General features: G+C 65.9%; 14 protein-coding genes and 1 tRNA gene. 14 read left to right on the plus strand and 1 reads right to left on the minus strand.

Annotated features, from left to right (window positions below; all coding sequences use genetic code 11):
• Window positions 1–60 precede the first annotated feature (60 nt).
• Window positions 61–1,929, plus strand: a complete 1,869-nt coding sequence (locus RTN46_RS12365; RefSeq protein ID WP_312181769.1) for an ABC-F family ATP-binding cassette domain-containing protein — start codon at window positions 61–63, stop codon at window positions 1,927–1,929.
• Window positions 1,930–1,968: 39 nt separating this feature from the next.
• On the opposite strand, the gene RTN46_RS12370 is transcribed toward RTN46_RS12365, so the two are convergent.
• Window positions 1,969–3,060 (minus strand): TetR family transcriptional regulator, encoded by a 1,092-nt coding sequence (locus RTN46_RS12370; RefSeq protein WP_312181770.1) that lies wholly within the window; start codon window positions 3,058–3,060, stop codon window positions 1,969–1,971.
• A 118-nt stretch (window positions 3,061–3,178) separates the two neighbouring features.
• On the opposite strand from RTN46_RS12370, the gene RTN46_RS12375 reads away from it, so the two are divergent.
• The 13 genes from RTN46_RS12375 to RTN46_RS12435 form a co-directional block, all read left to right on the plus strand.
• Window positions 3,179–3,250 (plus strand) — tRNA-Gln (locus tag RTN46_RS12375).
• A gap of 92 nt (window positions 3,251–3,342) precedes the next feature.
• The gene (glmU, locus tag RTN46_RS12380; protein ID WP_312181790.1) at window positions 3,343–4,854 is read left to right on the plus strand and encodes a bifunctional UDP-N-acetylglucosamine diphosphorylase/glucosamine-1-phosphate N-acetyltransferase GlmU; all 1,512 of its coding nucleotides are present in this window, start codon (window positions 3,343–3,345) and stop codon (window positions 4,852–4,854) included.
• On the plus strand, window positions 4,851–5,834 hold the full coding sequence (locus RTN46_RS12385; protein ID WP_248318592.1) for a ribose-phosphate diphosphokinase: 984 nt from the start codon (window positions 4,851–4,853) through the stop codon (window positions 5,832–5,834). The genes glmU and RTN46_RS12385 overlap by 4 nt, the downstream gene beginning before the upstream one ends.
• A gap of 410 nt (window positions 5,835–6,244) precedes the next feature.
• A complete protein-coding gene (locus RTN46_RS12390; RefSeq protein WP_312181774.1) occupies window positions 6,245–6,850 on the plus strand; it encodes a 50S ribosomal protein L25/general stress protein Ctc in 606 nt (201 codons plus the stop codon).
• Between the two features lie 88 nt (window positions 6,851–6,938).
• Window positions 6,939–7,523 carry an aminoacyl-tRNA hydrolase gene (pth, locus tag RTN46_RS12395; protein ID WP_312181775.1) on the plus strand — a complete coding sequence of 195 codons (585 nt, stop codon included), beginning with the start codon at window positions 6,939–6,941 and terminating at the stop codon, window positions 7,521–7,523.
• A gap of 461 nt (window positions 7,524–7,984) precedes the next feature.
• The gene (locus RTN46_RS12400) at window positions 7,985–10,612 is read left to right on the plus strand and encodes an AAA family ATPase (protein WP_312181777.1); all 2,628 of its coding nucleotides are present in this window, start codon (window positions 7,985–7,987) and stop codon (window positions 10,610–10,612) included.
• Between the two features lie 23 nt (window positions 10,613–10,635).
• Window positions 10,636–13,320, plus strand: coding sequence for a LuxR C-terminal-related transcriptional regulator (locus RTN46_RS12405; RefSeq protein ID WP_312181779.1), 2,685 nt, complete (start codon window positions 10,636–10,638; stop codon window positions 13,318–13,320).
• 164 nt (window positions 13,321–13,484) lie between these two features.
• The gene (locus tag RTN46_RS12410; protein ID WP_312181780.1) at window positions 13,485–14,570 is read left to right on the plus strand and encodes a Gfo/Idh/MocA family oxidoreductase; all 1,086 of its coding nucleotides are present in this window, start codon (window positions 13,485–13,487) and stop codon (window positions 14,568–14,570) included.
• On the plus strand, window positions 14,567–15,571 hold the full coding sequence (locus RTN46_RS12415) for an NAD-dependent epimerase/dehydratase family protein (protein WP_312181781.1): 1,005 nt from the start codon (window positions 14,567–14,569) through the stop codon (window positions 15,569–15,571). The genes RTN46_RS12410 and RTN46_RS12415 overlap by 4 nt, the downstream gene beginning before the upstream one ends.
• A complete protein-coding gene (locus RTN46_RS12420) occupies window positions 15,568–16,710 on the plus strand; it encodes a DegT/DnrJ/EryC1/StrS family aminotransferase (protein ID WP_312181782.1) in 1,143 nt (380 codons plus the stop codon). Before RTN46_RS12415 ends, RTN46_RS12420 begins: the two co-directional genes overlap by 4 nt.
• Before the next feature lie 2 nt (window positions 16,711–16,712).
• A complete protein-coding gene (locus RTN46_RS12425) occupies window positions 16,713–17,402 on the plus strand; it encodes a NeuD/PglB/VioB family sugar acetyltransferase (RefSeq protein ID WP_312181784.1) in 690 nt (229 codons plus the stop codon).
• Entirely contained in the window at window positions 17,402–18,529 is a 1,128-nt protein-coding gene (locus RTN46_RS12430; RefSeq protein WP_312181786.1) for a DegT/DnrJ/EryC1/StrS family aminotransferase, read from the plus strand. The genes RTN46_RS12425 and RTN46_RS12430 overlap by 1 nt, the downstream gene beginning before the upstream one ends.
• On the plus strand, window positions 18,526–19,762 hold a 1,237-nt coding region (locus RTN46_RS12435), incomplete at its 3' end, for an oligosaccharide flippase family protein (RefSeq protein WP_312181788.1). The genes RTN46_RS12430 and RTN46_RS12435, both read left to right, overlap by 4 nt.

Genomic DNA, 19,762 nt, shown 5'->3' on the forward strand with positions numbered 1-19,762 from the left:
CGGCGGCGCCGCACCGGCAGCACCCGACAACAGCTGAACCACCGAAGAAAGTAGTTCCGATTGGCACACCTGCTTGGCGCTGAAAACCTCAGCATCGCCTTTGGCACCCGAACCATCCTGGACGCCGTCTCCCTTGGACTCGACGAGGGAGACCGGATCGGCATGGTGGGCCGCAACGGCGACGGCAAGTCCACGTTGATGCGGCTGCTCGCCGAGCGGCAGACTCCGGACAGCGGCAGGGTCACCCGCCGCCGCGACGTCACCGTGGGCTACCTCGACCAGTCTGACGTGCTCGATGGCGACCTTACCGTTGGGCGCGCGATCGTTGGGGACGCCGCGGACCATGAGTGGGCCTCCGACCCGAAGATCCGCGACGTTATGAGCGGACTGGTGCAGGAAGTCGATTGGAACGCCCAAGTCTCCTCACTCTCCGGCGGCCAGCGGCGGCGCGTGGCACTCGCCAAGCTGCTGATGGGGGAGGACGACGTCATTATGCTCGACGAGCCCACCAACCACCTCGACGTCGAGGGGGTGGCCTGGCTGGCGCGGCACCTGAAGCAGCGCTGGCGGGCGACGGAAGGCGGCATGCTGGTAGTCACCCACGACCGCTGGTTCCTCGACGAAGTCTGCACCCGCACCTGGGAAGTCCATGACGCCATGGTGGAGCCCTTCGACGGCGGATACGCCGCCTACGTGCTGGCCCGCGCGGAACGCGACCGGACGGCCGCCGTCGTCGAAAACAAGCGGCAGCAGCTGGTCAAGAAGGAACTGGCGTGGCTGCGCCGCGGCGCTCCTGCCCGCACCTCCAAACCGAAGTTCCGGATCGAAGCGGCCAACAACCTGATCGCCGACGTCCCGGAACCGCGGGACACCCTGTCGCTGAACAAGATGGCGACGGCGCGGCTGGGCAAGGACGTCCTGGACCTGGAATCCGTGTCCCTGCAGCTGGGGGACACCGAGCTGTTCCGGAATATCACCCTGCGGCTTGCACCGGGCCAGCGGCTGGGAATCGTCGGAGTGAATGGTGCCGGCAAAACCACCCTCCTTCGTTTGCTCAACGGCACAGTGGAGCCGACGTCGGGCCGGCTCAAGCGCGGCAAGACCGTGCAGACTGCTGTGCTCACCCAGGAAGTCACGGAACTCGACGAGGTTTCTGACCTGCGGGTCATCGAGGTCATCGAGAAGGAAAAGCGGGTTTTCAACGTTGGCGGGCGTGAACTCTCCGCTGGCCAGCTCGTGGAACAGCTCGGCTTCAGCTCCCAGCGCCAGTGGACCCCGGTCCGTGAACTCTCCGGCGGCGAGCGGCGCCGGCTGCAGCTGCTGCGCCTGCTCGTGGGGGAGCCGAACGTCCTGATGCTCGATGAGCCCACCAACGACCTGGACACCGACACCCTCGCCGCGGTCGAAGACGTGCTCGACGGCTGGCCGGGGACGCTCGTTGTGGTCTCGCACGACCGCTACCTGCTCGAACGCGTCACCGACACACAGATGGCGCTGCTGGGCGACGGTAAACTCCGTGACCTGCCCGGCGGCGTCGACCAGTACCTTGAGCTGCGCGAAGCGGCGCTGGGTGCCGGGGGAGCAGGCGGCGGACGTTCCTCGCAGGCCTCGCGGGCCGCACAGGCGTCAACCTCCCGGCCCGATGCCGCCGGCTCCGGAACCTCCGGGGCAGGCAACGCATCGGCAGGGTCGGTCCATTCGGAAGCGGACAAGCGCGCAGCGCGCAAGGACATTACCCGGATCGAACGGCAGCTGACCAAGCTCGCCGGCCAGGCAGAGAAGATCCATACCCAGATGAACGCCGCAACGGCGCAGGGATCACCGGACTTTGGGCTGCTGGCCGACCTGAACGCGAAACTGCAGGCCGTGGCCGCAGAGCAGGAAGAGCTGGAAATGCAGTGGCTCGAGGCTTCGGAGCTGCTGGAGTAGGCACCCACCCCTCCACCTCCAGAGAGGGGGAGGGGAGAGTCAGCCGGCGACGGTGAGGTCGGTGCCTTCGGCAGCGAGCAGTTCGGGGAGGACGTGGTCGCGGAGCAGCGGGGAAATATCCGTGCGGGCGAAGGCCTCGGCCGGGGTCAGCCAGAGCGTCTCCTCGATCTCCGCGGCGGCCCGCGGCGCCGGGTCGGCCCCGCTGCCAAACGGGCCCGGAACGGAGAGCTCGAACAGGCCGGCGTCAATGAAGGTGTTGGCCTCGTTGGCGGCGGGACCGTACCAGCGGCCAATGTCCGAGAGCTCCGAGGCGACCACGCTGAGCCCGAGCTCCTCATTGACTTCGCGGGCGGCGGCCTGGCGGAAGTCTTCGCCCGGCTCCAGCTTCCCGCCGGGCTGCATAAAGCGTTTTGTTCCGCGTTTGCGGACCAGCAGGATCCGCCCCTCGCTGTCACGCAGGAGAACAGCGGAGAGGGTCAGGACCATCGGCGCGCCGCCGGGAATGTGCCCCAGCGCGGGATCCCGCTGCAGGCCTGTCAGCCCGTTCCAGGACAGGTTCACCAGGTGCGCAGCAACGGTCGCCTTATCGGGGGAGCGGGCATCGAGCCACCACTGCCCGGTCATGGCGACCATGCCCACGAGCATCTGCGCGTACATTCCGCCAACCTCGGCGCTGAGCCCGCGGCTGCTGAATTCTTTGGAGAGGATGTGCTCCACGTCCGCGGCAATGCGGGAAAGCAGGGTGGAGAAGGTGCCCTCGGGCTGCGACGGCGGTGCGTCCCGGACCAGGATCCGGAAACCGTCCGTGTGGTTCTCGATGTAATCCAGCAGCGCATAGGCGGCCCGTTCGAGCAGCACCCGCGGACCGGCATCGGCGCCCAAGGCCTCCGTGATCGCGGCGAGGAGACGGTCGAATTCGGAATCAACCACTTCGGTGTACAGCGCTTCCTTGGACCCGAAGTGTTCGTAAACAACAGGCTTGGAGACGCCCGCCCCGGCGGCGATGTCCTCGATCGTGGCGCCTTCGAGCCCGCGCAGAGCAAAAAGGGACCGGGCGACGCCGATCAGCTGCGCCCGCCGCTGGGCTCCGGTCATGCGCGGGCGTGAGCGCGCCGCTGTTATTCTCGCCACCCTCCCAGTCTACGCATCCACCGCGCGCGGAGCCCGGGCGGGCCTGTGAACCCAAGTCGCGGAGGAAGCTCCGGACGTGGCAAACTGGACTCTTGTGTGCAGCCGGTGCTGCGTACTTTCCGCCCTGGTGTAATGGCAGCACCCCGGCCTTTGGAGCCGTGGAGTATAGGTTCGAATCCTATGGGCGGAACGCTAAAGTGGCAGCCGCAGAGACCGAATCGGAGTCAATCGACGCCGCTCGGCCCCTGACCGGACAACGTGTAGGAGCGCTTTTTCGTGAGCATGCAGGATACGCAAGGTACCGGAACGAAGACTGAAGCCGGTCCTGCTGCCGTCATTGTCCTGGCCGCCGGGGCAGGCACCCGAATGAAGTCCCGGACGCCGAAGATCCTCCATCCGGTCGGCGGTGTGTCGATGGTGGGGCATGCCCTGAACGCGGCGCAGGCCCTGGCGCCACGCACCCTCGCCGTCGTCGTACGCCATGAGCGGGACCAGGTGGCAGGGCATGTCGCCTCGCTGCAGCCCGGCGCGCTGATCGTGGACCAGGACGAAGTCCCCGGCACCGGGCGCGCGGTCCAGGCCGGCCTTGAAGCGATCGACGCGGTCAGCGAGCTGCAGGGCACTGTTGTGGTGACCTACGGCGACGTGCCGCTGCTGGAACCGGAAACCCTCCGCGAGCTAGTCACGGTGCACCGCATCGACGGCAACGCGGTTACGGTCCTCACTGCCCGGGTGGATGATCCCAGCGGCTACGGACGGGTCATCCGGGCTGCTGACGGGACCGTTACCGGAATCGTGGAGCATAAGGATGCCGGCGCCGACGAGCTTGCGGTCAATGAGATCAATTCCGGCATCTACGCCTTCGACGCGGCCGTGCTGCGGCATGCACTGTCCCAGGTCAGCACCGACAACGCGCAGGGCGAAATGTACCTGACCGATGTGCTTTCCCTCGCCCGCAGAGCAGGTGGCCGGGTCGCCGCCGTAGTAACAAGCGACCAGTGGCAGGTCGAAGGCGCCAACGACCGCGTGCAGCTGGCAGCCCTGAACGCCGAACACAACCGCCGCACCCTCATCGCCTGGATGCGCGCCGGCGTCACCATCGTGGACCCGGCAACCACCTGGATCGATTCCACTGTCACTTTGGCAGAGGACGTCACGATCCTGCCCGGCACCCAGCTGCACGGCACCACGCAGATAGCGCGCGACGCCGTCGTTGGCCCGGACACCACCCTCACCAACGTGGTGGTCGGAGAAGCCGCCAAAGTGATCCGCACCCACGGATCGGATGCGCGGATCGGGGCAGGGGCCGACGTCGGGCCCTTTGCCTACCTGCGCCCCGGCACCCGGCTGGGTGAGGGCGGCAAGATCGGCACCTTCGTGGAAACCAAGAACGCGGAGATTGGCGCCGGCTCCAAGGTGCCGCACCTCTCCTATGTGGGTGACGCCACCATCGGCGAGCACTCGAATATTGGTGCTGCCTCCGTTTTCGTCAATTACGACGGCGAAAAGAAGCACCACACCACCGTGGGTTCGCACGTGCGGATGGGCAGCGACAACATGTACGTGGCCCCCGTAACGGTAGGCGACGGGGCGTACAGTGGAGCCGGGACGGTGATCCGCAAGGACGTTGCCGCCGGCTCCCTGGCCATCAACGTCGCTCCGCAGCGCAACCTCGATGGCTGGGTGGCAGCCAACCGCCCGAATTCCGCCGCTGCCCGGGCAGCGGAAGCGGCGCAGACACAGACTTCCCTCTCCGGTACTGATATCCCCACGCGAGAAAGCGACCACGAATGAGCAGCGTAATCACCGCACAAGGTGAAAAGAAGCTTGTCCTAGCCACGGGACGGGCTCACCCGGAGCTGGCCGAGGAGGTGGCCAAATGCCTGGACACCGACCTGCTGCCGCTCGCTGCCTATGATTTTGCCAACGGTGAGATCTACGTCCGTCCGGGCGAAAGCGTCCGTGGCAAGGACGTCTTCGTGATCCAGGCCCATCCGGCCCCGCTGAACAACTGGCTCATGGAGCAGCTGATCATGATCGACGCGCTGAAGCGTGCCTCGGCCCAGCGCATCACGGTGGTTTCGCCGTTCTACCCTTACGCCCGCCAGGACAAAAAGGGCCGCGGCCGCGAGCCGATTTCCGCCCGTCTGGTTGCCGACCTTTACAAGACCGCCGGCGCGGACCGCATCATGAGCGTGGACCTGCACACCTCGCAGATCCAAGGTTTCTTCGATGGCCCCGTCGACCACCTGATGGCCATCCCGCTGCTGGCCGACTACATCCGCACCCGCGTGGACGTCACCAACGTCACCGTTGTCTCCCCGGACACCGGCCGGGTACGGGTGGCTGAGCAGTGGGCTGAGCGCCTTGGCGGCGCCCCGCTGGCATTCGTGCACAAGAGCCGGGACCTCACCGTTCCCAACCAGGCTGTCTCCAAGCAGGTTGTCGGCCAGGTCGAAGGCCGCACCTGCGTGCTTATCGACGACATGATCGACACCGGCGGAACGATCGCCGGAGCGGTCCGGGTCCTGAAGGAAGCCGGTGCCAAGGATGTCATTATTGCGGCTACCCATGCCGTGTTCTCCGATCCGGCGGCACGCACCCTGGCTGAGTCCGGCGCCCGCGAGGTCGTGGTAACCAATACCCTGCCGATCCCGGTTAACAAGCGCTTCGAGCAGCTCACCGTGCTTTCCATTGCACCGCTGATTGCCCGTGCCATCCGCGAGGTGTTCGAAGACGGTTCGGTGACGAGCCTCTTCGACGGCAAAGCCTGATCCCGCGTCCGGGCTGCTTCCGGGCTGCGTCCGGGTCAGTGACCCAGACGGCACAATCGAATAGAACGAGATAGCAGTAAGTGCTCGAAAGCCGCGGCTTTCGAGCACTTACTGCTATCTCGGCGGTATCCCGGCGGTATCTCGGCGGTATCCCGGGGGCAGGACGGCTGAGGCGGGGCATGGGCGGGGCGGGGCATAGGCGGGGCGGGAATGCTGATAAGATTGGCAGCGATGCCTAGGCGAGGGAGGCCCCGGAAATTTCCGGCGGTACTCCGTTATCGACGGTGGCTGGCAACTTCTCAACTGCACCGCAGTCCCATGGACGCGGAATCGCAGCTGGTTCGTTCCGATACCGGCGCCTGACAGGCAACTCAAAGCCATTACGGAAGAACCCAGCACAGGAGTTAGTTATGTCTGACCAGAAGCTTGCAGCCACCACCCGCACCGACTTCGGCAAGGGCGCAGCCCGCAAGGCCCGCGCCGCCGGCAAGATCCCCGCAGTCATCTACGGCCACGGCGCCGACGTCCTGCACATCCTGCTGCCGGCCAAGGCCACCACACTGGCCGCCCGTACCTCGAACGCCCTGCTGACCATCGACGTCGACGGCGAAGCGCACCTGGCCCTGGCCAAGGATATCCAGCGCGACCCGATCAAGCAGATCATCGAGCACATCGACCTCCTGACTGTCCGCAAGGGCGAAAAGGTTGAGGTCGAGGTCAACGTCCACCTCGAAGGCGAAGTTGCTCCGGGCAATGTCTTCAACCAGGAAGCCGTGACCCTGCTGGTTTCGGCAGACGCCACCAACCTCCCCGAGTCCCTCAAGGTCAGCGTCGAAGGCCGCAAGGCCGGCGAGCACATCACCGCGGGCGACATCGACCTGCCGGCCGGCGTCGAACTGCTGCTGGATCCGGAGACCATGGTTGTCAACGTTTCCGAGCCGACGGTCCAGGACCTGGGCGAAGCTGCAGAGGAAGCCCCGGCTGAGGAAGTTCCCGCAGCAGCTGAAGAGGCCTAAGCCTTTTCAAGTACGGTTTGCCGGGGCCTGACCCCTGGACTGAGCCGTCCGGTACACCTCGGCACCAGTTCAAGGAGCAGTCCCAACTGTGAACAGCAATACCTGGCTTGTAGCCGGGCTCGGAAACCCCGGGCCCGGCTACAGCCGCAACCGGCACAATATCGGCCAGATGGTCCTGGACGAGGCTGCCTCGCGCATCGGCGCCAGTTTCAAGACACACAAGACCAGGGCGCAGGTCGCCGAGGGGCGGATCTCCATCGGCGGTCCGCGCGTAGTGCTGGCCAAACCCATGACCTACATGAATCTCTCCGGGGGACCGGTGTCCGCCCTGGCCAGGTTCTATGGCATTGACCCCGCCCAGGTCATTGCCGTGCACGATGAGATTGATATCCCGTTCAACACCGTCAAGCTCAAGCTCGGCGGAGGAGAAGGCGGACACAATGGCCTTCGTGACATCAGCAAGGCCCTGGGAACCAAGGAGTATCTGCGGGTACGGGTTGGCGTGGGACGTCCCCCCGGCCGGATGGAGGCGGCAGACTACGTGCTGAAGGACTTCGGTACGGCCGAGTCAAAGGAGCTTCCGTTCCTCATCTCCGATGCCGCCGACGCCCTCGAATGCCTCATCACTGAAGGCTTGAACGCCGCCCAGCAGAAGTTCCACGGCGGCTCCTGACTGGCTCTTCGCGGTTACGCCGCAGGTCACCGCGTCCAAGTAGTGCCGGTGATTATTCGGGTATTTAACCAGTGCCGGCAGGGCCCGTGGAGGGCATTGTTTGCGCCTGACCCCAGGCCTAGACTGGCCGTAGCCTTCGGGCTCCTGAAGCGGGGCCGGCGTCGGGAGGCCTCCGAGACTGGGCCACCCCCATCCCGGCGTCGGTCCCTTTTCACGGTCTTGGATGGCTGGCCTCCCACCTGCCGACGGTGATCCTGCAGGTCAGCCGCCCGGTCCTTCCCAAAAGCCCGCCGGCTGCATACCTTCCTATGGTCGCAGCTTGAGCGTATGCTAGCCCATTGACTCGTACTTTATGGGGCGCACAAAAGCAAACCGAATCGGGCAGCATGGGGGAAGCTTATGGGACGGCTAGCCAGGGGCGCTTCTAGGCTGTCTTCATCCTTGGATGACGCTGGCTGGGCATGAATGCGGTGAGGGCTGCAAGCTCTTTGGTAGGGCGCGAAAGCGTTCTGGAGAGCGTGCAGACCGCGTTGAAGAGCGGGACAGGGACACTGATCGTAGGCCCGCCCGGTATCGGCAAGAGTGCGCTGGCCACGGCCGCCCTGGAAGCGGCCGGCGGGTTTTGCATCGTAAGCCTGCATGGGAGCCGGGTATCCCGAAGAACATCCTATGGGGCGATGGCCTGGCTCCTCACGGAACTGCCGGCTTCGGCTGAGCTGCATCCCCTGCAGGTTCTGCAGCAGCTGCGCGACCTGCTCCGGCATAAGGCGAAGGGCCGTCCCATCCTGATCTGCGTCGATGATGCGGAGGAACTTGATGGGCTCTCCGCCCTCGTGATTTCGCAGCTGGTCCGTGGAGGCGACGCCACGGTCATCGCAACCGTTCAGGACATCCTGCTGGCCGCACCGGACCTTCTTTCGCTGTGGTCCGACGGCTACCTCCAACGAACTGACCTTGAGCCCCTGGCCCCTTTCCAGACTCGACACCTCATGGAACGGGTGGCGGGCGGAAAAGTGTCTGAGCGGGCCGGAGCGGCAATGTGGGCGGAGACAAGGGGCAGCCCCCACTTCACGATCCTCATGACGCGCGAGCAAATTGAGTCACGGCGGCTGGTGCGAAGCGAAGGGGTCTGGGTGATGGCCGCTCCCTATGTCCATACGGGAGAGATTGCGGAAGTGATCTCAGCCCAGATATCCGGGCTCTCACCCGAAGAACGCAGAGCCGTGGAGATCCTCTCCTTCACCGGATCCCTTCCCCTGACGCTCATGCTGGAGCTGTCACTTCCGGAGGTGCTGGACGCCCTGGAGGAGTCGGGGACTGTCCACCTTTCCGGCAGCCCGGTTCCGATGGTTAGGATCCGCAACGCTACCCTTGCGACGGTTGTGGCCGAGAACGTGCCGTTGGGCCGCAGCCACCAGCTGTGGAAGGAGGTTTCCGCGGTGCTGAACTCAAGCTCCGGCCTCGATCCGCTGGCCGCCGACGGATATGTCGCCTGGTCGCTGTCCTGCGGGGCCGAGGTGGGAGAAGACCTGGTGTTGCGCGCTGCGAAAGCGGGCAATGCCAACGGGGATAACGCCGCGGCTTTGGCTTGCATCAGGTCCGTTGCCAAAGACCGGCGCAGCCAGGAACTGGTGTGCGAAGAGGTGAGGGCGCTGACGGCCCTGGGCGAGAACCAAAAGGCATTGGACGTTCTCCGGTACTTCGAGCCCGGGTTCGACGACAGCCGCCGCGGGAGCTGGGTGGAACTGATGGTTCGAAAAGCCATCCTGCTGCGCAGCCTGCCCAAAGAGGGGAACGCCCAGTCCGTACTGGACAGTCTCCTGGGCGACGGCCGGGGGAACCGGGACTCCCACGGAACAAAGCAGCACACGCCGGCCGCTGACCCTGCGATTATCCTGGCCCAGGCGGAGGTGTGGTTGGCAGAGGGGGAGTACACCCGGTCCGTTGGCCCGCTCGTTGCCCTGGCCGCACGGGAAGACCTTTCCCCCGGTACGCGTGCCGTTGCCACGGCAATGGCAGCCGAAGCCCTGAGTGTGACCGGGCGTGCCGGAGAAGGCATGGAACTGCTCGAGCGCTCCTGGCCGGTGATACTGATGCCACGGTCAGCGGCAGACCAGACCGCGGTTCTGTCCCGTGTCTTTTATGCGTTCTACGCGGCAGGGGAGCTGAAGCGGGCGCAGGAACTGCTCGGATCCCTGGGAGAGAGCAAGGGCCACGGGCATTACCGCGGCAGCGCCGGGGAACTGGCCGCGGGGTTCATCCGGGCTGCAGCCGGAGAAGGCGACGCGGCGCTGGAATTTCTCCTCCCCGCCGTCGGGCAGCTGCGCTACTACGACCCGGAGAACCTCATGCCCCTGGCAGCAGCGCTGGTCGCATATGCCTACAGGCTCAGCGGAAATCCGGCACAGGCCGCTGCCTACACGGCCATGGCACCCCGCTTCAGGCATCGCCCGTTCTGGTATCCGCGGCAGATGACCACCTACTTCAGGGTGCTGGCAGGGCAGGAGGAAAACCCTGAAGCGGCGTCCCGCGCCCTGTCCCGGCTGGCGGATGAGGCCCTCGGGCAGGGCAATGTCTCTTTTGCGCTCATTTGCCTGGAACGTGCTGCTTCGCTGGGGGACCGCACGGCAGCAGCCGCGCTGGCCACCACTGCTGAGGGGGTTTCGGGGCGGTGGGCCCGTGTCTTGGCCGGATACGGGTATGGAATAGCCTCCAGGAACCCGAGGCTGCTGCTGGATGCGGCGCATGGTGCGCAGGAACTCGGCCAGCATCTGCTGGCACACCACGCCGCCCGGCTGATTACGGGAAAATTCGCGGACACTTCGTCGCGGAGCGACCTGCGGGAGGCGGCTGGAATCGAAAATACGGCGTTCAGGAAGCTCCGCAGGGAAAACGGTGTGGAACAGAAGCTAGGGGAGCTCAGCGAGTTCGACGCCGGGCTGGTGCGGCTGGCGGCCGGAAAGCTGACGCGGACGCAGATCGCCGAGGAACTCCATCTCTCCCCGCGGACCGTTGATTGGCATCTGGGCAAGCTCTTCGACAGGCTGCATGTGTCCGGCCGGGACGAGTTGAGGGAGATCCTTCGGTAATACCGGGGATGGGTGGGGGGACAATGCAAGGTTTTGTAGCGCAATCAATGGTGGGCCGGGACGACGATGTCCAAGCCGTGCTGGCCAGTATCCGTTCGGCGGAGCTGCGCGGTGCCCTTGTGGTGGCCGAGGCCGGACTGGGCAAGAGCGCGCTGGCGAATGTGGTGGTCGGGGTGCTCTCAACGGAAATGCCGGTCCACCGGATTCACGCGAGCTCGGCGCTTACCGGCATTCCCTTCGGTGCCCTGGCGCCGTTGCTGCCCGTTCTCTCGGCGAGCGACACCGACTCACCGCTGGCCGTTATGCGGGCTCTTTTGGATCGGCTGCGCCCGGCCATGGAATCGGACGGGCATCCACGGCCCCTGGTTGTGGTGGATGATGCCCATGCCCTGGACGAGGCCAGCGCGGACCTGCTCTCGCAGCTGATGGCAGCTGACACGGTGCGCATGCTGATCCTCACCCGCAGCATCACGGACATTCCCGCCGGACTTCCCGCTCAGGTTTGGAGCGGGGTAATCGCCCGGCACCACCTGCTGCCGCTGACCGATTCGCAGGTTCATGAACTGTGTGAACAGGTCCTTGGCGGGCCGGTGCTCAGCACCTCAAGCGCCGAGCTGGCCCGGATGAGCGGCGGGAACCCGATGTACATGCTCGCGCTGATCGCCGAAACACGGCGCACCGGAAACCTGGTCTCGCGCCACGGGGTCTGGCTGCTTGGGGACAACGTACATCCGCCGCAGGGCCGGCTGGGGGATCTGCTGAAGGCACAGCTGTCCGGGCTCTCGAATGATGAGCGGGAAGCCATGGAAATTATCGCCCTGGCGGAGCCGGTCCCGGTAGGTGTTGCCTTCCGTCTGGGAATGCACCGCTCGGTGGACGCGCTGACGGCCGCCAAGCTGGTCAGTGTGGAAGAGGACGGGCAGCGGCTGTTGCGCCCCCGGCACCCTTTGTATGGGGAGCTGGTTCGGCACATGGTTCCGGCAGCCCGCAGCGCCCGGCTGCGGCAGAAGGTGCTGGCTGTCCTGCCGGAGAACTCGGATTCCATGGATGGCCTGCTGCGCAGCGTTGGCTGGTCCCTGGACTGTGGTGCCCCAGTCCCGGATCAACAGCTGCTTCAGGCCGCTTATATGGCTAACAATTTCTTCGACAGTGATTTCGCCCTGCGGGCCGCCCAGGAAATCCAAGATCCGCAGATGCTGTCTGCAGCCCGGATCCAAACGGCGAGGGCACAGTACCAGCGGGGCAATTTCACCGCGGCGCAGGAACTGGTTGCCGGAACAGTCGAATCCGCGAGGGACCTTACATCCGCCAAACTCGGTACCCTGCTGGACGTGCAGGTGCGGCAGCATTCGGATAGGGCCGGCATCGGAGTGCGCCGGGCGAAATCGGCCTGGGAAACGGCGATCGACCGGATCGAAGCCGAAGCCATTGCGGCAGGCAAAGCCGACGCCGAGATGCAGACCGACATTGCGTCCTCCCGCCGCGGTGCACGGCTGCTGGGTGCCCTGATCAACGTCGCAGAAGGCAACTACCGCAGCACCGCAGCCGAGCTGACCAACCTGCTCAGCGATGCCCGGGCTGAGGGAGACACCGAGGCCAGCCTGGTGGCGCTTACCCTGCTGGGCGACATCCACACCTGCAGCGGCCGATCCGAAACAGCGGCCAACCTGACCCGCGAAGCGCTGGCAATCGTTATCGCCAACGACCACCGTTTCCTGACGTACTACCAGTTCGTTCTCCACCGGCATCTTGCCGCCTTGCTCTGGGCGGGCTATTGGGAGGAAGCCAGGGACACGATCAGGAAGGATTTCGCCGCCTCCTCGCGCAGCTTCGGACGAATCGGCGGTTCGGTGGATATGACGTTCGCCGTGATGGAACTGCGCCGCGGCAAGCTGGAAGAGGCGCTGCCCAAGCTCAACGCAGCAGTCGAAGGCCTGCGGACGTATGACCCGGAGGGGATGCTTCCCCTGGCTCTGTGCCTCAGCGCGCAGCTCGTCGCCCGGCAAGGCGACTTTGCAAGGGCCGAAGAAATCCTCGCGGACTATGACGAGCTGGAACCCCGCGGGGCGGTCAGCGCGCAGGTGATTGCCAGGGGAAACCGGATGGTCGCAGAGTTCGCCAGGACCAATGATCCCAGGGTCCTCAAAGAACTTCGGGAACTGGCAGACCAAGCGGAGGAGAACGGGCTTACTTCGGCTGAATTCGAGCTCCGCACCCTTGGCATGGGCCTGGGCGACGCAACCGGAATGAACCGCCTGCTTAAGCTCAGTGATGATATCCAGGGGCCGCGTGGCAGCGCGGTGAATAAGTTTGCGCGGGCGGTCCTGGACCAGGATGTGCCAGCCCTGCTTCACCTGGCCATGGAGCCTGCGGACCCGGACAGTGAAGGCATGGGGGCGCTGGCGCTGCGGGAGGCACTCCGGCTCGCCAAAGCCATCGGGGACCGCACACAGATCCAGCGGGTCCAGCGGGTTATCGGCAAGTCCTTGGAGACGGCGGAAAGCCGCCGCAGTACTTCGCTGACGCCGGCTCTGACGCGTCGGGAGAAAGATGTTGCGGCCTTGGTGATCAAGGGCTTCCGAAACGCGGAGGTCGCCGAACGTCTGTTCCTCTCCGTCCGCACAGTCGAAGGCCATATCTACCGGATCTTCGAAAAGCTCGGCATCAGCAAGCGTGATGAGCTGACCGCTGAACTGTTGGGGGAGTAGTTCCCCGCACCGACTACGCAGTGGGGAGCTGCCCTTTCTGGGTAGCGGCATGTGATTACCGGTAATCGGTACTCATCCGACCCCGAAAGCCCGCTTCGTAGGGTGTTCCGCAGTACCAAGAGTTCAGCCTCTAGCGGCTGCGGACAGAACAGCAGGTCTCAAAAGTGCACCCTTCGCAAACCGTTGGCTCGGCCTTGCCCGAACACGCCCTCAACGTAGCCGTTATCGGCGCAGGATACTGGGGTCCCAACCTCGCCCGGAACTTCCATGCCAGCCCCGACTGGCGCCTGACCACCATCTGCGATCTGGACGCGGAGCGTGCCAACAGGCTCGCGGACGCCGTTGGCGGGGCCGCCGTCGAAGGCTCCGTCCAGGCACTGCTCGAAGACCCGGGGCTGGACGCGGTGGCTATCGCTACCCCCGCCCGCACGCACCATTCCATAGCCGCAGCGGCCCTGGCCGCTGGTAAACACGTCCTGGTGGAAAAACCCCTGGCGGATACGCTGGCGCACGGCGAACAGATGGTGCGCCTGGCGGAGGCCTCAGGCCTGGTGCTGATGGCGGATCACACCTACTGCTACACGCCGGCGATCCAGAAGATCCGTGAACTGATTGCCGCAGGCGAGCTGGGCGACATTCTTTTCATCGATTCCGTGCGGATCAACCTGGGGCTCATCCAGCAGGACGTGGACGTTTTCTGGGATCTCGCCCCGCATGACCTCGCCATCCTGGATTTTGTGCTGCCGCAGGGGCTCCGGCCGGTCCGGGTGTCAGCCCACGGATCTGACCCGCTGGGCGCAGGCAAAGCCTGCGTGGGGCATCTGGTCCTCGAACTGGAGACCGGTGCCATGGCTCATATCCACGTCAACTGGCTCAGCCCCACCAAGATCCGGCAGCTCGTCATCGGCGGGAGCCGGCGCACCCTCGTCTGGGATGACCTCAACCCGCAGCAGCGGGTGAGCGTGTATGACCGCGGGGTGGATCTGGGAACCGGGACCGGCCTGGCCGAGCGCTCACAATCCAACATTTCCTACCGGCTCGGTGACACCTGGTCACCGGCCCTGCCTGAACACGAGGCGCTGGCGGCCATGGTCACGGAGTTCGCGGCCAGTATTCGGGCTGGCAGGCAGGCACAGACCAGTGGCGGGGCAGGCGTGCGTGTGCTGTCCGTCCTCGACGCCGCAACCCGCAGCCAGCAGGCCGGAACCCCGGTCGCGCTTCCAACCCTTGAACTGGAATCCGCCTCATGACACAGAACTATTCGCTTTTCGGAGCCTCCGTCCTTGTAACCGGAGGCGCCGGAACCATCGGCTCGGCCATCGTCGACCAGCTTCTCGACGCCGGTGCCGGTGAAGTGCGTGTGCTGGATAACCTGGTGCGCGGCCGCCGCGCAAACCTTGCCGATGCGCTTGAAGACGCGAGGGTGAGCCTCTACGAAGGGGACATCCGAGACCGGGACCTGGTACATGACCTCACCACGGGCACGGACTACGTGTTCCATCAGGCGGCCATCCGGATCACGCAATGCGCCGAAGATCCGCGGCTGGCGCTGGAGGTGCTCGCCGACGGCACCTTCAACATTCTGGAGGCCGCCGCCGCCCACCGCGTGAAGAAGGTAATTGCCGCCTCCAGCGCGTCCGTATACGGGCTCGCCGAGCAGTTCCCGACGCCGGAGCTTCACCACCTGCACAACAACGACACCTTCTATGGTGCCGCGAAGACGTTCAACGAGGGCATGCTCCGCAGCTTCCACGCGATGCACGGCCTCTCCTACACAGGACTGCGCTACTTCAACGTCTACGGTCCACGGATGGACGTTCACGGGGTCTACACCGAGGTGCTGGTCCGGTGGATGGAACGCATTGCCGACGGCTTGCCGCCGCTGATCCTTGGCGACGGTTCCCAGACCATGGACTTCGTCTACACGTCGGACATTGCGCGGGCGAACCTGCTTGCCGCGCAGCACAGTTCCACCGAGGGGATCTACAACGTGGCCAGCGGCACGGAAACCAGCCTGCTGGAGCTGGCTCGCCAGTTGTTGCTGGTGATGGATTCCGACCTCGACGTCGAGTTTGGGCCCGCCCGCACGGTCAACAGCGTCGGACGGCGGCTGGGCGACACCTCCGCCGCCCGGGACGCACTCGGCTTCACGGCCGAAGTGCCGCTGGCTAAGGGACTGGCCGAACTCGTCCAGTGGTGGCTTCCGCTGCGGTCGGAGATCGCAGCCGGCCGGGGGCGGGGCGAAGAATGAACCGCATAAATGTCATGAAGCCCTGGCTCGGCACGGAAGAGATCGCGGCGGTCAGCGAAGTGATCTCCACGGGCTGGATCGCCCAGGGACCGCGGGTAGCCGCCTTTGAGGAGGCCTTCGCTGCCCGGATGGAAGCCGGGCACGCCGTCGCCGCGTCCAGCTGCACGACGGCGTTGCACCTGGCCCTGGTTGTCGCGGGCATCGGCCCGGGAGACGACGTCGTTGTGCCGTCCTTCTCCTTCATCGCCACGGCCAACGCCCCCACCTACGTTGGTGCGCGCCCGGTCTTCGCGGACGTCGACCACAGCACCGGGAATCTGAGCGCCATGACAGTGGAAGCAGCCCTGACCCCCGCCACCCGCGCCGTGATTGCGGTGGACCAGGGTGGGGTTCCCGTGGACCTGGCATCGTTGCGTGCACTTTGCGATCCGCTTGGGATCACCGTCCTCGAAGACGCTGCATGCGGTGCAGGTTCACGCTATGCCGGGGCGCCGGTCGGCGCCGGAGCCGAAGTGGCGGCCTGGTCCTTCCACCCTCGGAAGATCCTCACGACCGGAGAGGGCGGAATGGTCACGACCTCGCGGAAAGACTGGGCGGCCCGTGCCCGGACCCTCCGTGAACACGCCATGAGTGTTTCCGCCGCGGACCGGAACGCAAACGTGCTTGCACCGGCAGAGGAGTACACCGAGGTGGGATTCAACTACCGCCTCACCGACCTGCAGGCGGCCGTGGGCCTGGTCCAGCTGGGACGGCTCGATGCCGTGGTCCGCCGGCGCCGTGAACTGGCCGCCGGCTACGCCAAGGCTTTCGCGGATATCGAGGGATTGCGTACCGTGACCGACCCGCCGTGGGGCGAAACCAACTACCAGTCCTTTTGGATCGAAGTCCTGCCCGGGTTTGGCACCGACCGCGACGGCCTGCTGGCCGCGCTCGCCGAGGCAGACATTTCCGCCCGCCGCGGGATCATGGCAGCACACCTCGAGCCGGCCTATAGGAACCGAGACACTGGATCCGCGAGCCTGCAGGTCACAGAACGCCTCAGCGCGAACACCCTGATCCTTCCGCTCTTTCACGAAATGACCGAGTCCGAGCAGGGCCGGGTCATTGAGGCCGTGGGCCGCCGCGGCAGGAAAGCATGAGCATGCCGGCACTATTGCTGCTCGCCGCCGGAGGACTGGGACGCGAAGTCCTGGCGTCCCTGCGCCTGGTCAACGAATACCGGATCTTCGGGTTCCTGGACGACGATGCCACACTGCCGGGGAGCCGGGTTGACGGCATTCCGGTCCTGGGAGGCATCGCCGATGCCGGGAACTACCCGCGCTGCCGGTTCCTTGCCTGCGCGGGCTCCGGGACCGCCCGGGCCGGGATAGTCGAAACACTGGAGCGCGCCGGAATTGGTGAGGAACGGTTCGCCACGTTCCTGGATCCCGGAGTCCATCTTCCCGAGGGCTGCACGGTGGGAACCGGAAGCATCCTGCTGGCAGGAACTGTCCTCACCGCGTCCGTGACCGTGGGCCGGCATGTGGCAGTGATGCCGAACAGCACCCTCACACACGACAACGTCCTGGAGGACTACTGCACGCTGGGCGCCGGCGTGTCCCTTGGAGGCGGCGTCCACGTGGGCACCGGCGCCTATCTGGGGATGGGCGCCAGCGTGCGGCAAGGCGTGCGGATTGGCCGCGGGGCCGTGGTGGGCATGGCCTCTGCCGTGCTGACGGACGTGCCTGACGGCCAGATCTGGGCAGGAGTGCCCGCCAGGCCACTGCGTGTGCACGACGCCGACACGGCACCGGCCATGGCGGGCACGGAACCGGAGAGGACGGAACGGTGATGGGCACAGAGCACAGGCTTCGGGTACCGTTCGTGGACCTGGCGGCCCAGCATGCCGAAGTTGACGAAGAAATCCAGGCCGGGATCAAGGAGGTCTTCGCCCGGACCGCCTTCATCGGCGGCGCAGCCGTGGCCGAGTTTGAAGCTGCCTATGCCCGATGGCTGGATATTGGCCACTGCGTAGGCGTCGGAAACGGAACGGACGCGCTGGAACTGGCCCTGCGGGCCTGCGGGGTGGAACCCGGTGGAGAAGTGATCCTCCCGGCGAATACTTTCATCGCCACAGCCGAGGTGGTCTCGCGCATCGGCGCCCGGCCAGTGCTGGCCGACGTCGATCCGCAGCACCTGCTGATCGATCCCGGCAGCGTCCTGGACGCCTCCGGGCCGAACACCCAGGCGCTGATGCCCGTCCATCTGTTTGGCCAGACCGCACCGGTGGAAAAGCTGGCGGAGACGGCCCGCCGCTGGGGTGCCGCAATCGTGGAAGATGCAGCTCAATCACAGGGCGCGGCCCGGTTCGGAAGGAAGGCAGGAACGCTCGGGGATGCCGCCGGGACCAGCTTCTACCCTGGAAAGAACCTGGGTGCCGCCGGAGACGCAGGAGCGGTCCTCACCGCCAGCAGCGCCATCGCCGAACAGGTCCGCCTCCTCGGAGACCATGGCAGCAGGGTCAAGTACCAGCATGAAGTACCCGGAATGAACTCGCGCCTTGACGCTGTCCAGGCCGTGGTCCTCAGTGCCAAGCTGCGCCAGCTGGACCTGTGGAACGAGCAGCGCCGGTCGGCCGCCGCCGGCTACGCGGGCCTGCTCTCCGGCATCGACGGCATCACCCTGCCCACCTCCGCGGAGGGCAACACCGATGTCTGGCATATCTATGCCATCCGGGTTCCTGCGGCTGAGAGGAACCGTGTCCTGGAGCTGCTCGGCGCGGCAGGCATCGGTGCGGCCATTCACTATCCGGTGCCCGTGCACCTGACCCGTGCTTACGCGCACCTGGGCTATGGGCCCGGAGACTTCCCAGTCAGCGAGGAAGCCGCGGGCCAACTTCTCTCCCTGCCCATCTACCCGCACATCACCCGCGCCCAGCAGGAGCTCGTGGCAGAGACCCTGGCTGGAGCCCTGAGGTGACTGCCCTGCCCGATTCCGCTGGACTGCAGGGAATAGGAACCAGGGCAGCGCGGGGAGCGCTTTGGAGTGGGGCGAATGCGCTGATGATGAAGCTCGCCGGGATCGCCGTGATGGTGATCGTGGTCCGGCTGGTGACGCCGCACGATTTTGGTGTCTTCGCGGCGGCCCTGGTGGTCCACGCCGTGGTCTCCAGTTTTGGGGAACTGGGGCTTTCTTCCTGTGTTGCCCGGCGGGACCTGGACCCGGATAAGGTCGCCTCGACCGTTGCCCTGTTGGCGCTGGTGAGCTCTTTCCTGCTGGCCGCCGGCATGGCCCTGGCCGCCGACCCGCTGGCACAGGCGCTGGGTGCACCGGAAGCTGCCGGACCCATCCGGGTGCTTTCCATCGCGGTGTTCCTTGGGGGTGTGTTCACCGTTCCCGGGGCGCTCCTGGTCCGGGAGTTCCGGCAGGGCAAGGTCTTCCTGGCCTCGGCCATTTCCTTCGTTCCAACGAACCTGATCCTGGTCCTGCTGGCGGTAAACGGGGACGGGGCCATGGCCTTCGCCTGGTCACGGGTGGCAGGCCAGCTCGTCAGCGGCGTGGTTATGGCGCTGAGCGTGGACCGGACCTACTGGCCGCGGCTGCGCCGGGCCGAAGTTGGTCCGGTGCTGCGGTTCGGTCTGCCGCTGGCCGGAGCCAACCTGCTGGGCTACAGCCTGCTGAACGCCGACTACGCAATTATCGGTGCCTTCATGGGCCCCGGTGAGCTGGGCATCTACACGCTCGCGTTCACAGTGGCCTCCTGGTCCACGTCGGTCCTGGGGTCCACCATCAACTCGGTGGCTATGCCTGCCTTTTCCGCCCTCCGCGCCGATGCGGCCGAACTGCGCCGTTTCCTGGCGAAAACGTCACGGCTGGTGGCCCTCATCGCCTTTCCGATCTCTGCCTTGACCATTGCCTTGGCCGATGAACTGGTAGCTGTCCTGTATGGGCAGCCCTGGGACGCGGCCGCACCTGTCCTGCGGGTCCTTGCCCTCTACGGAGGCCTCTTCGCGCTGTCATTGCTGCTGTCCAACCTCCTGGTTGGGCAGGGGCGGGCCGGCGCCGTTTTCGGAGTCCAGGCCGTCTGGCTCGTTGTGCTGGTCCCGGCCGTGGGGCTCAGCGTGGGGCCCTACGGGCTGGCCGGTGCGGCCTGGGCGCACGTCTGCGTGCTGGCGCTCGCAGTCTTTCCGCTGTACCTGTACGCCGTGCGGG

The sequence above is a fragment of the Arthrobacter sp. genome, from assembly GCF_031988865.1.
In the GTDB taxonomy this organism is placed as follows: Bacteria; Actinomycetota; Actinomycetes; order Actinomycetales; family Micrococcaceae; genus Arthrobacter_B.

Excerpts from the sequence above, each read along its gene's own strand:
- RTN46_RS12425 (WP_312181784.1), top strand. The coding sequence starts at position 16,713 with ATGCCGGCACTATTGCTGCTCGCCGCCGGAGGACTGGGACGCGAAGTC.
- RTN46_RS12400 (WP_312181777.1), top strand. The coding sequence starts at position 7,985 with ATGAATGCGGTGAGGGCTGCAAGCTCTTTGGTAGGGCGCGAAAGCGTT.
- RTN46_RS12385 (WP_248318592.1), top strand. The coding sequence starts at position 4,851 with ATGAGCAGCGTAATCACCGCACAAGGTGAAAAGAAGCTTGTCCTAGCC.
- RTN46_RS12420 (WP_312181782.1), top strand. The coding sequence starts at position 15,568 with ATGAACCGCATAAATGTCATGAAGCCCTGGCTCGGCACGGAAGAGATC.
- RTN46_RS12430 (WP_312181786.1), top strand. The coding sequence starts at position 17,402 with ATGGGCACAGAGCACAGGCTTCGGGTACCGTTCGTGGACCTGGCGGCC.
- glmU (WP_312181790.1), top strand. The coding sequence starts at position 3,343 with ATGCAGGATACGCAAGGTACCGGAACGAAGACTGAAGCCGGTCCTGCT.
- RTN46_RS12390 (WP_312181774.1), top strand. The coding sequence starts at position 6,245 with ATGTCTGACCAGAAGCTTGCAGCCACCACCCGCACCGACTTCGGCAAG.
- RTN46_RS12405 (WP_312181779.1), top strand. The coding sequence starts at position 10,636 with ATGCAAGGTTTTGTAGCGCAATCAATGGTGGGCCGGGACGACGATGTC.
- RTN46_RS12415 (WP_312181781.1), top strand. The coding sequence starts at position 14,567 with ATGACACAGAACTATTCGCTTTTCGGAGCCTCCGTCCTTGTAACCGGA.